Origin of the sequence: Xanthomonas sp. JAI131, assembly GCF_013410075.1 — a bacterium.
In the GTDB taxonomy this organism is placed as follows: Bacteria; Pseudomonadota; Gammaproteobacteria; order Xanthomonadales; family Xanthomonadaceae; genus Xanthomonas_A; species Xanthomonas_A bonasiae.
In genome coordinates this window covers 272,453-286,474 of sequence record NZ_JACCCN010000002.1, presented here as the reverse complement: position 1 = coordinate 286,474, position 14,022 = coordinate 272,453, and the positions used below count along the sequence as shown (strand labels likewise).

Annotated in this window: 14 protein-coding genes; 7 read left to right on the top strand and 7 right to left on the bottom strand. The window is 68.8% G+C overall.

The annotated features are described in order from the left end of the window. Nucleotides 1–7: 7 nt before the first annotated feature. A complete protein-coding gene (locus tag HDC36_RS08035) occupies nucleotides 8–751 on the top strand; it encodes a DUF1080 domain-containing protein (protein WP_179567925.1) in 744 nt (247 codons plus the stop codon). Nucleotides 752–779: 28 nt separating this feature from the next. On the opposite strand, the gene HDC36_RS08030 is transcribed toward HDC36_RS08035, so the two are convergent. Genes HDC36_RS08030 through HDC36_RS08010 form a run of 5 tightly spaced genes read right to left on the bottom strand, consistent with a single transcriptional unit; the run spans nucleotide 780 to nucleotide 5,402 of the window. Next, on the bottom strand, nucleotides 780–1,076 hold the full coding sequence (locus tag HDC36_RS08030) for a cytochrome c (protein WP_179566128.1): 297 nt from the start codon (nucleotides 1,074–1,076) through the stop codon (nucleotides 780–782). Between the two features lie 18 nt (nucleotides 1,077–1,094). After that, complete coding sequence (locus tag HDC36_RS08025; protein WP_179566126.1) at nucleotides 1,095–1,949, bottom strand: sugar phosphate isomerase/epimerase; 855 nt, start codon at nucleotides 1,947–1,949, stop codon at nucleotides 1,095–1,097. 19 nt (nucleotides 1,950–1,968) lie between these two features. Continuing rightward, nucleotides 1,969–3,093 (bottom strand): Gfo/Idh/MocA family oxidoreductase, encoded by a 1,125-nt coding sequence (locus HDC36_RS08020; RefSeq protein ID WP_179566124.1) that lies wholly within the window; start codon nucleotides 3,091–3,093, stop codon nucleotides 1,969–1,971. 11 nt (nucleotides 3,094–3,104) lie between these two features. Continuing rightward, nucleotides 3,105–4,322 (bottom strand): nucleoside permease, encoded by a 1,218-nt coding sequence (locus HDC36_RS08015; protein WP_179566122.1) that lies wholly within the window; start codon nucleotides 4,320–4,322, stop codon nucleotides 3,105–3,107. A 27-nt stretch (nucleotides 4,323–4,349) separates the two neighbouring features. Next, on the bottom strand, nucleotides 4,350–5,402 hold the full coding sequence (locus tag HDC36_RS08010; protein WP_179566120.1) for a sugar phosphate isomerase/epimerase family protein: 1,053 nt from the start codon (nucleotides 5,400–5,402) through the stop codon (nucleotides 4,350–4,352). Nucleotides 5,403–5,498: 96 nt separating this feature from the next. On the opposite strand from HDC36_RS08010, the gene HDC36_RS08005 reads away from it, so the two are divergent. Further along, a complete protein-coding gene (locus HDC36_RS08005; RefSeq protein ID WP_179566119.1) occupies nucleotides 5,499–6,503 on the top strand; it encodes a LacI family DNA-binding transcriptional regulator in 1,005 nt (334 codons plus the stop codon). A gap of 99 nt (nucleotides 6,504–6,602) precedes the next feature. Here HDC36_RS08005 and HDC36_RS08000 read toward each other — a convergent pair whose 3' ends face one another. Then, the gene (locus tag HDC36_RS08000) at nucleotides 6,603–7,283 is read right to left on the bottom strand and encodes a TetR/AcrR family transcriptional regulator (protein ID WP_179566117.1); all 681 of its coding nucleotides are present in this window, start codon (nucleotides 7,281–7,283) and stop codon (nucleotides 6,603–6,605) included. A gap of 211 nt (nucleotides 7,284–7,494) precedes the next feature. Here HDC36_RS08000 and HDC36_RS07995 point away from each other — a divergent pair, with 211 nt between their 5' ends. From HDC36_RS07995 to HDC36_RS07975, 5 genes are all read left to right on the top strand, one after another. Then, the gene (locus HDC36_RS07995) at nucleotides 7,495–8,157 is read left to right on the top strand and encodes a DUF3313 domain-containing protein (protein WP_179566115.1); all 663 of its coding nucleotides are present in this window, start codon (nucleotides 7,495–7,497) and stop codon (nucleotides 8,155–8,157) included. Nucleotides 8,158–8,343: 186 nt separating this feature from the next. Continuing rightward, nucleotides 8,344–9,237: a MipA/OmpV family protein gene (locus tag HDC36_RS07990; RefSeq protein WP_179566113.1), complete on the top strand. Its 894-nt coding sequence runs from the start codon at nucleotides 8,344–8,346 to the stop codon at nucleotides 9,235–9,237. Then, the gene (locus HDC36_RS07985) at nucleotides 9,227–10,318 is read left to right on the top strand and encodes a lipid A deacylase LpxR family protein (protein WP_179566111.1); all 1,092 of its coding nucleotides are present in this window, start codon (nucleotides 9,227–9,229) and stop codon (nucleotides 10,316–10,318) included. Before HDC36_RS07990 ends, HDC36_RS07985 begins: the two co-directional genes overlap by 11 nt. A gap of 2 nt (nucleotides 10,319–10,320) precedes the next feature. Next, on the top strand, nucleotides 10,321–11,376 hold the full coding sequence (locus HDC36_RS07980) for an NAD-dependent epimerase/dehydratase family protein (RefSeq protein ID WP_179566109.1): 1,056 nt from the start codon (nucleotides 10,321–10,323) through the stop codon (nucleotides 11,374–11,376). A 344-nt stretch (nucleotides 11,377–11,720) separates the two neighbouring features. Then, nucleotides 11,721–13,481 (top strand): prolyl oligopeptidase family serine peptidase, encoded by a 1,761-nt coding sequence (locus HDC36_RS07975; protein ID WP_343204323.1) that lies wholly within the window; start codon nucleotides 11,721–11,723, stop codon nucleotides 13,479–13,481. Between the two features lie 109 nt (nucleotides 13,482–13,590). Here HDC36_RS07975 and HDC36_RS07970 read toward each other — a convergent pair whose 3' ends face one another. Continuing rightward, the gene (locus HDC36_RS07970) at nucleotides 13,591–14,013 is read right to left on the bottom strand and encodes a hypothetical protein (RefSeq protein ID WP_179566107.1); all 423 of its coding nucleotides are present in this window, start codon (nucleotides 14,011–14,013) and stop codon (nucleotides 13,591–13,593) included. Nucleotides 14,014–14,022 lie beyond the last annotated feature (9 nt).

Sequence of the window (14,022 nt, the reverse complement as noted above, 5' to 3'; positions counted from 1 at the left end):
GGACAAGATGACCAGACCCTTCCTGACGGCGGCATGCCTGCTGGCCGCGGCGCCTGCGTTCGCGCAGGCCGGCGGCGACCTGTCGCGCGATCCGGCGAAGACCGAGGTGTGGAAGCCCGTGCCGGCGATCGTGGCCACGCCCCCGGGCCGCGCGCCCTCCGACGCGATCGTGCTGTTCGATGGCAAGGATCTCTCCGCCTGGGAGTCGGAGCAGGGCGGACGCGTGCCCTGGAGCGTCGCCGACGGCGCGCTGACCGTGGTTCCGGGCAGCAAGGGCATCCGGACCAAGCAGCGCTTCTGCGACATCCAGCTGCATGTCGAGTGGCGCACGCCCACCGCGACCCGGGGCTTCGACGGCCAGCAGCGGGGGAACAGCGGCATCTTCCTGCAGGAACTGTACGAGCTGCAGGTGCTCGACAGCTACAACAACCCGACCTATGCCAACGGCCAGGCCGGCGCGATCTACAAGCAGGCCATTCCGTTGGTGAACGCTTCGCGTGCGCCGGGCCAGTGGCAGGCCTACGACATCATCTGGAAGGCGCCCCGCTTCTCGCAGGGGGGCGGGCTCACGTCACCTGCCCGCATCACCGTCCTGCATAACGGCGTGCTGGTGCAGGACGACACCGTCCTGTCGGGCAAGACCGAATACATCGGCGCGCCGTCGTACTCGCCACACGCGTGCGCGCCGATCTCCCTGCAGGAGCACGATTCCAAGGTCAGCTACCGCAACATCTGGGTGCGCGAGCTGTAGCGCCGGCGCGGTAGCCGGCGCCGGTCTCCTATTGCGCCAGGAAGCTGGCGATGTTGTCCACGTCCTGCTGGGACAGCTGCGGAAACGGCGGCATCAACCCGCCGCCCTTGCTGATCTTCTCCTTGATCTGCGCCGAGTCCAGCCGCTTGCCCACGTCGGTGAGCGCGGGGAACGCGCCCGGGACGCCCGCGCGATCGGCGCCGTGGCAGGCCGTGCAGTTGGTTGCGTAGAGCTGCGCGCCGGCCGCAGGGTCATCCTTGGACCACGCCGTGCTCGCAAGCGTCGCTCCGAGTAGAGCCGCGGCCACTGTCAGGATCGTTTTCAAGCGAGGCTCCTTTGCGTGCTAGCGATGCGTGCTGGCGGGCAGGTGTTCGCGCAGATAGTCGGCACCGGTCTGGATGACCGTGGCCGGATCGCGCGGATGGTCGTGCTCGATGATGTACCAGCGCACGCCGGCACCCGCCGCGGCAGGCAGGATCGCGTTCCAGTCCAGCACGCCCCGGCCCACGGCGGCGAAGCCGCCCTCGTCCTCGGCCTGGCCTTTCGGCGCGTTGTCCTTGGCGTGTACCGCGAACATGCGGCCCTTGAACTTGCCCAGCATCGCCGCCGGGTCGTAGCCCGCGCGCGCGACCCAGGCCAGGTCCAGCTCGGTCTGCAGATCGGGGCCGGCCGCGGCGAACAGCAGTTCCAGGCCCATCTTGCCATCGAAGTCGACCAGCTCGAAGTCGTGGTTGTGGTAGGCCAGGCGCATGCCCTTGGCCCGCGCCCGCTTCGCGATCTGGCCCAGTTCCCGGCCCAATGCGGTCCAGCCCGCGGCATCGGTTGGCCGATCCTTCTCGGCCAGGTAAGGCACCACCAGCGTCGTGTTGCCGATCGACCGGTTGAAGGCCACCACGCCGTCCAGGTCCTTGCGCAGATCGGCCAGTTGCACGTGGGACGAGATCGCCTTGATCGCATACCTGTCCAGCAGCTGCTTGAGTTCCACCGCGCTGACGTTCTGCGTGCCGACCGTTTCCACCGCGCCCACGCCCGCGTCGTGGACGATCTTCAACTGTTGGTCGAGCGAGCCGGCGTCGCGCAGCGTGTACATCTGCACCGCGATAGGTGCTTGCGGGCCGGCGGCGTCGCGTGCGAAGGCGGGCAGGGCGACGAGGAGCAGCAGTGCGAGGGTCGCGGTCCTGCGTATAGGTGTGTTCATCAAGAAGTCCTCCCGGGATTCAACCGATGGATGTCCAGGCGCGCGTCCTGGCCGATGTGATGACGCGATCGACGATCAGCGCCGAGCGCACGCCGTCTTCGAACGTGGGCAGGCCTTCCGGCCGTTCGCCTTCGATGGCGCGATAGGTGTCGGCGACGAACGCCTCGAAGCAATCGCCGTAGCCCTGCGCGTGCCCGGCCGGCAACGTCGACAGCCGGCGCTGTTCGGCGCTGCCGGCGCCCGGTCCGCGCACGAAGATTTCCTCGCGCTGGTCGGGCCGGCCGATCCACAGCCGTTCGGCGTCCTCCTGGTCGAACGCCACGCTGGCCCTGGCGCCATCGATCTCGAACCAGAGGCGATTGCGGCGTCCCGCCGAGACCTGGCTGACCGTCAACGACGCCAGCGTGCCCGCGTCGGTCCTGAACATCGCCGCGGCCACGTCCTCGCTCGAGACCGCCTGCATCGCGCCGCCCGCCGCCGGCGTGGTGAAGCTCTGCCCGGTGAGGGCGCCGCGCTCGGCGATCACGGTGGCGAACGCCGCGCTGACCTCGACGAAACGCTCGCCGCCGACCCATTCCACCAGGTCGCACCAGTGCGAGCCGATGTCGGCGAACACGCGCGACGCGCCGCCCAGTGCCGGGTCCACGCGCCAGTTGTTGCTGGCGGGGTCCAGCAGCCAGTCCTGCAGGTAGCTGCCGTGGATCAGGCGCAGCGGCCCCAGTTCGCCCTGCGCGATGCGTGCGCGCGCCTCGCGGACCACCGGGTGGTAGCGGTAGACGAAGGGCACCGTGGCGACCAGCCCGGTCGCGGCGGCCAATGCCGCCAAGGCCTGGGCGTCCTGCAACGTCGTGGCCAGCGGCTTCTCGCAGATCACGTGCTTGCCGGCGTCCAGCGCCGCCTGCGCCATGGCGCGATGCAGGTGGTTGGGCGTGCACACGTGTACGACCTGCACCTGCGGATCGGCGACCACGTCCGCGATGTCGCGGTAGGCGCGCGGCACATCCCATGACTGGGCCACGTCGCGTGCGCGTTGCGGGGAAGAGGCGGCGATGCCGCGGACCTGGGCACCGGCCAGCAGCGCCGCGCGACGATGCACGGCGCCGATCATGCCCGTGCCGACAATGGCGATTCCAAGCTTGCTCATCGGATGGGGTCTCAGCGCGTGGAGGGCGCAGCGGCGGCGACCGGCCGGTCGCGGAACAGCAACAGGAAGGCGACCAGCACGACCAGCGCCACGCCTGCCGGGAACAGCCAGATCCGCTGCCAGTCCGGACCCGCCGCCGTGGTGTAGTGCTCCACCACCGCGCCGGACAGGAACGTGCCGATCAACATGCCCACGCCGTACGTGGCCAGGGTGATGAATCCCTGCGCACTGCTGCGCGCGGCGGGACCGGCGTGCGCATCGGTGTAGATCTGGCCGGTGACGAAGAAGAAGTCGTAGCAGATGCCGTGCAGCACGATGCCGATCACCAGCAGGGAGAAGCCGCCGCCCGCATCGCCGAAGGCGAACAGGGCGTAGCGCACCACCCAGGCCGCCATGCCCACCGCCAGCATGGTTTTGACGCCAAGCCGCACGAACAGGAACGGCATCGCCAGCATCAGCAGGACTTCGGACACCTGGCCCAGCGATTGCAGGCCGGCCGCGCCGCGCACGCCCAGATCGTTGAGATACGGGTTGGTGAAGTTGTAGTAGAACGCCAGCGGGATGCAGATGGCGATGGACGCCAGGAAGAACACCAGGTAGGAGCGCGACTTCAGCAGCCGCAGCGAGTCCAGTCCGAGGATTTGCCCCAGCCCGGCGTCGCGCTGTTGCGCCAGCGGCGGCGTGTGCGGCAGGGTGAAGGCGTACAGGCCCAGGGCCAGCGACGCCATCGCCGCCATCCGGAACGTCAGCTCGAGCCGGTGCGCCTGTTCCCAGCCCAGCCAGCCGATCAGCACGCCCGCCACGATCCAGCCGACGCTGCCGGCCACCCGCACCAGCGGAAACTGCTTTTCGGGCGATTGCATGTGCCGCATCGCCACGCTGTTGGCCAGCGCCAGCGTCGGCATGAACAGCAGCATGTAGCCCATGACGCAGACGGAGAACATGCCGAAGCTCGTCGCCGTGGACGCCAGCCACATGAGCACCGCGCCGGCGAGGTGCAGCACCGCGAGGATGCGCTGCGCCGCGAAGTAGCGATCGGCGATCAGGCCGACCAGGAACGGCGCCACGATGGCGCCGATGGACTGGCTGAGGAAGGCCGTCGCCACCTGGCTCGCGCTGGCCTGCAGGGGGCCCTGCACCAGGTACGTGCCCAGGGTCACGAACCATGCCCCCCAGATGAAGAACTGCAGAAACATCATCGCGCCCAAGCGCGACATGGTGTGCGTCATGGCTTCCCCTCCCAGGGCGGTAATGGCTCAGGTCCCCAGCATGCGGCGCAGCGATTCCGGATCGGCGCCGCTGTCGGCAAAGTCGTCGAAGGCGCGTTCGGTCACGCGGATGATGTGGTCGCGGATGAACGCGGCACCCTCCCGTGCGCCGTCTTCCGGATGCTTCAGGCAGCACTCCCACTCCAGCACCGCCCAGCCCGGGAAATCGTATTGCGCGAACTTCGAGAAGATCGCCTTGAAGTCGATCTGGCCGTCGCCGAGCGAACGGAACCGTCCCGGACGATCGATCCAGTCCTGGTAGCCGCCATAGACGCCGCTGCGCGCACTGGCGCGATACTCCGCGTCCTTGACGTGGAAGATGCCGATGCGCGCGTGATACCGGTCGATGAAGCCCAGGTAGTCCATCTGCTGCAGCAGCAGGTGGCTGGGGTCGTACAGGATCCGGGCGCGGGGGTGGTGGTCGACCACCTCGAGGAAGCGCTCGAAGGTCGCGCCGTCGTGCAGGTCCTCGCCCGGGTGGATCTCGAAGCACAGGTCCACGCCGCAGGCGTCGAAGGCATCCAGGATGGGACGCCAGCGGCGGCCGAGTTCGGCGAAGGCCTCTTCCACCAGGCCGGGCGGGCGTTGCGGCCAGGGATAGAAGTAAGGCCAGGCCAGTGCACCGGAGAACGTGGCATGCGCCGCCAGCCCCAGGCGCTGGCTGGCCTTGGCGGCCAACAGCAACTGCTCCACCGCCCAGGCCTGGCGGGCGGCGGGATCGCCGCGCTTGTCCGGCGGTGCGAATCCGTCGAACAGGTGGTCGTAGGCAGGGTGGACGGCGACCAGTTGCCCCTGCAGGTGGGTGGACAGCTCGGTGATCTGCAGGCCGTGTCCGGCCAGCATGCCGGCGACGTCGTCGCAGTACGCCTGGCTCTGCGCGGCCTGGGCCAGATCGAACAGGTGGGGCGCGCTGGTCGGTACTTGTACGCCAGAATACCCCAGGCCCGCGGCCCACCCGGCCAGCGTGTCCAGGCGATCGAAGGGAGGAGTGTCGCCGATGAACTGCGCCAGGAACAGCGCCGGACCCTTGAGCGTTTTCACCGTGATTCGCCCTGATGCAATCGATTGCATTTATCCTAGCATGGGCCTTCCGCAAGACCCGTTGTGCACTGCACAGAAGAAAGAAGAACTGACGTCATGGCAACCATTTACGACATCGCAAGGCAGGTCGGCGTCTCCGCCGGCACGGTGTCGCGAGCGCTTTCCCGGCCGGAAAAAGTCCTGCCGGCCACGCGCACGCGCATCGAGCAGGCCGCCGCCGCGCTGGGCTATGTCCCCAACACGGTCGCCAGGACGCTCAAGACCCAGCGCAGCGGCAAGCTCCTGGTCACCGTTCCGGACATCGCCAATCCCTTCTTCGCCCAGATCCTGCAGGGCGCGGAGGACGCGGCGCAGGCCGTCGGCTACGCCGTCCTGCTGGGCGATACCCAGCACCAGCCCGATCGCGAGGAGCGCTACGCGCAGATGCTCCGGCGCAACGAGGCGGACGGCCTGATCGTGCTGGGGCACCGCCTCCCGCCGACGGCGCGCGCGATCGTCAAGCAGCTGGGTGCCGCCGCGCCGGTGGTCAACGGATGCGAGTTCGACCCGGCGCTGGGCATTCCCAGCGTCCACATCGACAACGCGGCCGCCGCGCGCACCGTGATGGAACACCTGTATGGACTGGGGCACGAGCGGATCGCCGTGGTGGGCGGCCCGCCCGACAATCCCCTGCACCAGCAACGGCTGGAAGGGGTCCGGGCCTGCGGCAAGGCGCGCGGCCGCCTGCGCAACCTGACCGTCGTGCCGGGCGACTTCTCCGTGGAATCCGGCCATGCGGCCGCGATGGCGCTATTGGCTCGCGCGCCCATGCCGACCGCGATCTTCTGCTTCAGCGACCAGATGGCGCTGGGCGCCCTGGCGGCCTGCCGCGACCTGGGCATCGGCGTGCCGGACGACCTGTCCATCGTCGGCTTCGACGACCTGGCGTCGTCCAGTTATCTCACGCCGCCATTGACGACCATCCGGCAACCCATGCGCGAGATCGGTGTCCGCGCGGTCAACCTGCTGCTTGCCATCATCGAAAACGTGGACGTGCCGCTTCAGCAGACCCTGGATTTCAGCTTGATGTTGCGTGGGTCGACTGGTGCGCCGCGGGGGTAGGTGACGGCAGGGGGCGACCGGGCTGGTGGCGCAGTTCCCGAGAGAGGGGCATCGCGAAACGCAGCTCGGCGCGAGTATTGCGATGGCGCACGATCGCTCTCAGGCGCGCCCGCGCTTGCGCGCCGCCGCCTTGCCGGCTGCGCGTGCGCCCGTGCCGGTCGCCTGTCGCGGCGCGGCGCCGAGCAGGAACTGCTCGACGGCGCGTTGCGTCATCTTGCGCACCAGCGCTGGCGCCAGCGGCGGCGGATCGCGCTGGTAGATGCGCGCGTCCACTTCCGCGGTGAGCAGCGCCAGGAAGTGCAGGGCGGCGATGGTCGGGTCGCTGTTGCGCAGCTCGCCGCGCGCCATCGCCGCTTCCAGCACCGCGGCCACCGCCACCACCGATTCGCTGGGGCCGGCCTGGTAGAACAGCTGCCCGACCTCGGAGCGGCCGGCCTCGGCCACCACCATGCGGTAGACCGCGATGGCGAGCGCATCGTTGGTTACCACCTGCAGCATGCATTCGCCGAAGTGCAGCAGCATCGACTGCAGGTCGGTCTCGCCGGCCAGGGGCGCCTGCAGGCGCCGGATCGCGTCGGACAGATGCGCGGTCGCCGCGGCGCGCACCACCGCGCTGAACAGTTCCTCCTTGGACGCGAAATAGCCGTACAGGGTGGCCTTGGAGCCGCCCAGCCGCTTGGCCAGTTCGTTCATCGAGGCGCGCTCGTAGCCCAGTTCCTGGAACAGTTTCGTCGCCGCCTCGACGATGGCCTCGCGTCGGGCCTCGGTTCGAACCTTCATTGCGCCTCCTAAAGTGAACCCAACTGTACATTTTTCTTGACAGTGGGGAAATTCGCTTCTAATAATAAACCGTACAGTACGGTTTCATTTCGAGGCGACGATGTCTCGGCCAGCGATCGGCGGCGTCGGTCGCTGTGATGCCGCACTGCGATGTTCCGTGCACCACCGCGCGAAGCGGCTGTCCCGTCGAATCCACGAAAAGGGCTTTCCCATGAAACGTTCTTCCTTGCTCTGCCCGCTGGCGCTGACGATCTGCCTGGGTGCAGTCGGTTGCGCCAGCACGCGCCCGGTCGTCTACAGCGGGCTTGCTTCGGCGCAGCAGTTGCGGCCGAACCTCGGCGACCGCTCCGGCCGGGTTCCGTACGACTACGCGGCCGGCGCCGACTGGCGCGACTACGACAGCGCGGTGATCGAGCCGGTGGCGATCTATCGCGGGCCGGACAGCCAGTTCGACGAAAAGGTGACCGAGCAGGACAAGGCGGAGCTGGCGAATTTCATGCGCGCCACGTTCGGCGAAGCGCTGCAGGCGCGCTTTGCGCTGCTGGACCGGCCGCGGCCGGGTTCGCTGCGCGTGGCGGTGACCCTGACCGGCGCCAAGAAGACGCCGCAGGTGGCCGGCACGGTGACCAAGTTCGATCTGGCCGGCGGCCCGTACAACGTGGTGCAGTCGATCCGCGGCAAGGAAGGTGCCTTGTCCGGTTCGGTCAGCTACGCGGTGGAGATCTACGACGCCGGCAACAACCGCCTGCTCGGCGCCTACGTGTCCAAGCAGTATCCGAACGCGATGAACGTCAAGGCCAGCATCGGTGGCCTGGGCGCGGCGAAGGCGGGGATCCGCAAGGGCGCCGAGGATCTGGTCGCACGGTTGAACTAGCGCCGTCGCGGCAGGCGACAGGCCACGCCGCCGTGTCGCCAACGCCATCGCGCCCATGCAGCGCCGCCACCGCGCACACGCCCGGATGTTGTTGCGGTTGCGGCTGCGTCCACCGCGTCGCCGCACGTTGCACCGCCTCGCGCACAGCTGCTTTCCGTTCCGCTTCTCTCCGATCAGGACACCCCCATGCGCCCGCGTCGACCCACTCCGCCACGCCTTCCGCATAGCCTGCGTCCGGGATTGCAGGCGCTGTACGATCTTCCCGATATCCCGCCGCGTCCGCGTATGCCGGCGGCGTCGCTGTTCTGGCGCGGCGCGGTGGTGGCGGTCGTCCTGGCCGCGCTGCTGGTGCTGCCGATCCGTGCAGCCTGGGCAGCGACGGCCGACGACGACAGCGCGCCGGCACGCGGCTCGCGCTGGGGCCTGGGCATGGCCGCACTGACGGTGCACAAGCCGTACCGCGGGGTCGAGCCGGACCTGATCGCGCTGCCCTTGCTGGTCTACGAGAGCAAGTGGTGGAGCGTGTACGGGCCTTCGCTCAGCCTGAATCTGCCGTCGCTGGGGCCGGTGGCGTTGTCGTTGACCACGCGGCTGTCCCACGACGGCTACGACGCATCCGATTCGCCGTCCCTGGACGGCATGCAGCAGCGCAAGGATCGGCTATGGCTCGGCGGTTCTGGCACGTGGCGCACCGGCATCGCCAACACGACGCTGGAGTGGATGCACGACGTGTCCGGCTACAGCCGCGGGCAGCGCGTCGGCCTTTCGGTCGAGCATGTCTTCGATCGCGGCCTGTTCGAACTGATTCCGCGGCTGGGTGCGGCATGGCTGGATCGCCGCTACGTGGACTATTACTACGGCGTGCGGCCGCAGGAAGCGCGTGCGCAGCGGCTGCCGTATCGCCCCGGCGCCAGCATCAATGTCGAGGCCGGTCTGCGCGCGGCCTGCCGCGTCGCGCACCGCGATTCGTTGTTTCTCGATGTGGGCGTGGATCGCTTCGGTGCGCAGATCCGCGACAGCCCGCTGGTCGACAGCGCGCTGCAGTCGCGCATCGTGCTGGGCTACGTGCATGTGTTCTGAGCGCGCGCCGCGCTCGGTGCATGCGCTGGATCGTCGGCGACGGCGCGGTGGCAGCTGTTGGCTGTGGCTGGCCGCGGCCTTGGCCGTGCCGGACCTGGCTGCGGCGCAGGCATGCGCGACGCCTGCGGCGCAACGCGGCCCGGCGCTGTTCGATCTGCGCCTGGACAACGATTTTCTCGGCCTGGCGCAGCAGGACCAGGGCTATACCAACGGTGCGGTGGCCAGCGTGGTACTGCCGGATCTGGTCGGCGCGGCGGCCGATCCCTGCCGCGCCCGCGTCGCGCGCTGGCTCAACGCGCGCACCGAGCAGTGGTTCCCCGGCCGCTTCACCCGCCAGCAGCTGACGGTCAGCCTCGGCCAGGGCCTGTTCACGCCGACCGACGGCAAGCGCGCCGATCCGATCCTCGACGATCGTCCGTATGCGGCGGTGGCGATGCTCGGTCTTGGCTACAACCTCGGCGATGCCCGCAGTCTGCGCAGCACGCAGTTGCGCGTCGGCATGGTCGGTCCGTCGGCGCGCGGGCGCGAGGTGCAGGACGCGGTGCACGGCGTGTTCGGGCTGCAGCGCTTCCAGGGCTGGGACCGGCAGTTGCGCGATCGGCCGGTGCTGCAGCTGGTGCACGAACGCCTGCAGCGCTGGCCGGGATCGGCGCCTGGCGACGGGTGGGGTTGGGACGGCGTCGGCCATGTCGGCGCCAGCGTCGGCAATTTCGCCCGTTATGCCAACGCCGGATTCGAATGGCGCTGGGGCCGCCGCTTGCCGGACGATTTCGGCAGCGATCCATTGCGCCCGGCCGGCGGGCACAGTGCGATGGCCGAAACCGGATGGGCCGCGCGGCCGTGGGCCTGGCATCTGTTCGTCGGCATCGACGCGCGCTGGATGGCCCACGACCTGACGCTGCAGGGGCAGTCCGGGCAGCGCATCGATCCGCGCCCGTGGGTGGGCGATCTCGCCGCCGGCGCGGTGCTGCGGCGCGGCCGTTGGCAGGCGACGCTGGCGCAGTACCGGCGCACGCGCGAGTTCGACCAGCAGCGCGAGCCGGCGGTATTCGGCAGCCTCAGTATCAGCCGCGCGTTCTAGCCATGGCCACGCTCTGCGACGACGCGACCAGGATGCGCGGGCGGCACCAGGAGTGCGTGCTGGTGACCGACGGTTTCGGCTACCTGGGACGCTGGATCGTCGTCGCGCTGTTGCGCGACGGCTACCGGGTGCGTGCGGCGGTGGCCGATCCGCGCTGGGAAGCGGAGATCCGCGGCGCGATCGCGCTACACGCGAACGCCGCCGGCCGCTTCGACATCGTCGCCGCCGATGTCCAGTGCGACGCCGGCTGGGAGCGCGCGATTGCCGGATGCGCGTTCGTGCTGCATAACGCCGCGCCGCTCGTGGCCGGCACGCCGCGGCGCACGGAACTGGCGCAGCGCGCGCAGCAGGCGACGTGGCGTGTGCTGCACGCGGCCGACCGCGCCGGCGTGCAACGCGTGGTGATGACCGCGCCGGCGCTGGCGGCGCTGCCGCCGTGCGGAGCGATGCGCCGTGCCGACGAGAGTTGCTGGACCCGGATGGAAACGGTGCGGCTCGACGCGCGAACGCAGATGCGGATCCTCGCCGAGCGCGATGCGTGGGCGTTCGTCGAACGCCACCGCAGCCGCATGCAGCTGACCACGCTGCTGGCCGGTTCGGTGCATGGGCCGCTGCTGGGCGCCGACACCCCGGCCTCGGCGCAGCTGCTCGCGTGCCTGCTCAACGGCCGCGTGCGGCGGCTGCCGCGGCTGGGGTTCGACGTGGCCGATGCGCGCGATCTGGCCGCGCTGCACCTGCGCGCGATGCGGCATCCGGACGCCGCCGATCAGCGCTTCCTGGCTGTCGGCGAGCATATGCAGGTCGATGAGATCGTGACCTTGCTGCGCGCGCGTTTCCCGCAATACGCCGCACGCATGCCCACGCGCGTGGCGTCAGGCCTGAGCGCGTGCCTGGACCGGCTGTTCGACACCGGCGTGCAGCGCCTCGCGCCGGAGTTGTGCCGTTGCCGCGACTACGACACGTCCAAGGCGACGCGGGTGCTCGGCTGGTCGCCGCGTCCTGCGCGCGACAGCCTGATCGACGCGGCCAGGAGCCTGATCCTGGCGGGGCAGGTATAGCGTTGCACTCGGCCATTTTCTTGTCATGTCCGGCGGCGACCGCTTCCGCTACGTGCGCGCCGTATTACACTTCGCCCGCAAGCCAAACCAACACATGGATACAGGGGATAGGGATGAGCGGGAGACTGGGGGCAGTCGCGTTGTGCTGTTTGCTGGGGATGGGGATCGGAATGGGGAGCGCGCAGGCGCAGGTGAATCTGGCGCCGTTCCTGATGAAGGAACAGGTCGTCGAGCTGAAGCTGTCGCCGACCGGCGAGTATTACGCGGCCACCGTGCCGCTGGCGGACCGCACCGCGCTGGCGGTGATGCGCCGCTCCGACAACAAGATCGTCGGCAGTTTCTCGATGGAGAAGAACACCCATGTCGCCGACTTCGAGTGGGTCAACGACACGCGTGTGTTGTTCAGCATGGACATCAAGATCGGGGCGATGGATGAGCCACGTCCCACTGGCGAGCTGTTCGCGATCAATGCCGACGGCAGCGCGGCCGAGCTGCTGGTGGGCCAGCGCGTTACCGGCAGCGGTCCGGGCACGCTGATCCAGACAAAGAAGGTGGAGGACGTCATCGCGCACATGGTCGGCCGATTGCCCGGCGACGACCGCAATGTGGTGATCCAGGTGCGTCCGTTCAGCGTCAACAAGGATCCGTACAGCCGCAGCGAGGTACTGGACGTGTACAGCGGCCGCCGGCGGCCGCTGGTCGGCTCGCCGAAGGTGCGTAGGGCCAAGTTCTACAGCGACGAGCAAGGCAAGGTGCGTTTTGCCTGGGGTGCCGATGCCGACAATGCCAACAAGCTGTTCTACCGCGACGCACAAGGCGGCGACTGGCGGCTGATCAACGACGAGAACCTCAGCCATCACGCCGAATGGCCGATCGGCCTTTCCGAAGACGGGCACACCGCGTATCTGCAGGTCCAGCAGGACAAGGGCAGCGACGCGATCGTGGCCTGGAACGTGGACAGCAACGAGCGCAAGCAGGTGGCACGCGATGCCCTGGCCGATCCGTTCCGGGTCCTCTATCGCCACGATACCCGTGTCCCGGTGGGGATCCAGGTACTGGGCGACAAGCCGCGCAGCCTGTTCTTCGACCCGGCCTCGCCCGAGGCCAAGACCCAGCGCTCGCTGGAGGCGGCGTTCCCGGGGCAGGCGGTCTACGTGACCTCCAGCACCCGCGATGGCCGGCTCAACCTGGTGCAGGTGCTGTCCGGACGCAATCCCGGCGAGTTTTATCTGTTCGACACCGTGGCGAAGAAGGCGGATTTCGCATTCGCCAGCCGTGCCGCGTTGCAGCCGCCGAAGCTGGCCGAGGTGCGGCCGATCGCATTGCAGGCGCGCGACGGCCTGCCGCTGCACGGCTTCGTGACCCTGCCAGCGGCGGCTGCGGCCGGCAAGGTGCCGATGGTGGTGATGCCGCATGGCGGCCCGTTCGGCGTGTTCGACGACGGCCTGTTCGATCAGGATGCGCAGATCCTGGCTAGCGCCGGTTATGCGGTGCTGCAGGTCAACTACCGCGGTTCGGGCAACTACGGACGCGCCTTCCACCAGGCCGGCGGCGGGCAATGGGGCGGTGCGATGCAGGACGACGTGACCGACGCCACGCGTTGGGCCATCGCTCAGGGCATCGCCGATCCTGCGCGCATCTGCATGTACGGTGCCAGCTATGGTGCCTATGCGTCGCTGATGGGCGTGGCCAAGGAACCGGCGCTGTACCGCTGTGCGGCCGGCTATGTCGGCGTCTACGATTTGCCGATGATGTACGTCAGGGGCGACACCTACCAGAGCGACTCCGATCAGACATTTCTGCGCGAATGGGTGGGATCGAGCGCCGAACTGGCCGCGGTGTCGCCGGTCAATCTCGCCGACAAGATCAAGGTGCCGGTGTTCCTGGCGGCGGGCGGCGAGGACGAACGTGCGCCGATCCAGCATTCGAAGAAGATGGAAGCGGCGCTGAAGAAGGCCGGCGTACCGGTGGAGACGCTGTATGTCCCGACCGAGGGCCACGGCTTCTACACCGAGGAACACCGCCGTGAGTTCTACACCCGGCTGCTGGCGTTCCTGAGCCGCTCGCTGGGCGGTGCACAGGCGGCGCCGGCGCCTGCGCGCTAGCGGCTGCCGGTATCCGCGCCGTCGACGCACTCGGCGCGCGGACACCCCAAGCGACGAAGACCAACCCGTGGCCCGACCCTCATGGTCGGGCCGCGGATGGCGCGAGCCCTCAGTAGCTCAGCGTCACCAGCTGGCACTTGGAGGTCTTGCCGCCATCGTAGTCGTAGATCACGCGCAGGTTGGCGCCCTTCGAGTTGAGGATGGGCAGCACGATCTGCCAGCGATTGGGCGTGCCTTCCGGTTCCTCGCGCACCTTCTTCAGGATTTCCGATTCCAGGTCCGACGGCGTGTTGATGCCGTCGGCAGGGCCGCGATCGCGCACGCGGCTGTAGAAATGGAAGCCGTTGTCGGTCCACTGCTGCGGCAGCATCTTGTTCCAGGCCGAATTGGTCACCTGTTTCCATTGCTGATCGATGTTGCCGCTCAGGCGGAACGGAGACGGGCAGGCGGCCTGCGCCGCCGTGGTGCCCAGGCACAGGGTCAGACAGGCCATCGCCCGTGCGGCGAAAATCTTCCACTTCGTACTCTTCATTGCAGCGCT

What these genes read in the sequence shown, in the direction of transcription:
- HDC36_RS08035 (WP_179567925.1), top strand. Translation starts at nt 8, where the DNA reads ATGACCAGACCCTTCCTGACGGCGGCATGCCTGCTGGCCGCGGCGCCT.
- HDC36_RS08025 (WP_179566126.1), bottom strand. Translation starts at nt 1,949, where the DNA reads ATGAACACACCTATACGCAGGACCGCGACCCTCGCACTGCTGCTCCTC.
- HDC36_RS08020 (WP_179566124.1), bottom strand. Translation starts at nt 3,093, where the DNA reads ATGAGCAAGCTTGGAATCGCCATTGTCGGCACGGGCATGATCGGCGCC.
- HDC36_RS08015 (WP_179566122.1), bottom strand. Translation starts at nt 4,322, where the DNA reads ATGACGCACACCATGTCGCGCTTGGGCGCGATGATGTTTCTGCAGTTC.
- HDC36_RS08005 (WP_179566119.1), top strand. Translation starts at nt 5,499, where the DNA reads ATGGCAACCATTTACGACATCGCAAGGCAGGTCGGCGTCTCCGCCGGC.
- HDC36_RS08000 (WP_179566117.1), bottom strand. Translation starts at nt 7,283, where the DNA reads ATGAAGGTTCGAACCGAGGCCCGACGCGAGGCCATCGTCGAGGCGGCG.
- HDC36_RS07995 (WP_179566115.1), top strand. Translation starts at nt 7,495, where the DNA reads ATGAAACGTTCTTCCTTGCTCTGCCCGCTGGCGCTGACGATCTGCCTG.
- HDC36_RS07990 (WP_179566113.1), top strand. Translation starts at nt 8,344, where the DNA reads ATGCGCCCGCGTCGACCCACTCCGCCACGCCTTCCGCATAGCCTGCGT.
- HDC36_RS07985 (WP_179566111.1), top strand. Translation starts at nt 9,227, where the DNA reads ATGTGTTCTGAGCGCGCGCCGCGCTCGGTGCATGCGCTGGATCGTCGG.
- HDC36_RS07980 (WP_179566109.1), top strand. Translation starts at nt 10,321, where the DNA reads ATGGCCACGCTCTGCGACGACGCGACCAGGATGCGCGGGCGGCACCAG.
- HDC36_RS07975 (WP_343204323.1), top strand. Translation starts at nt 11,721, where the DNA reads ATGGAGAAGAACACCCATGTCGCCGACTTCGAGTGGGTCAACGACACG.
- HDC36_RS07970 (WP_179566107.1), bottom strand. Translation starts at nt 14,013, where the DNA reads ATGAAGAGTACGAAGTGGAAGATTTTCGCCGCACGGGCGATGGCCTGT.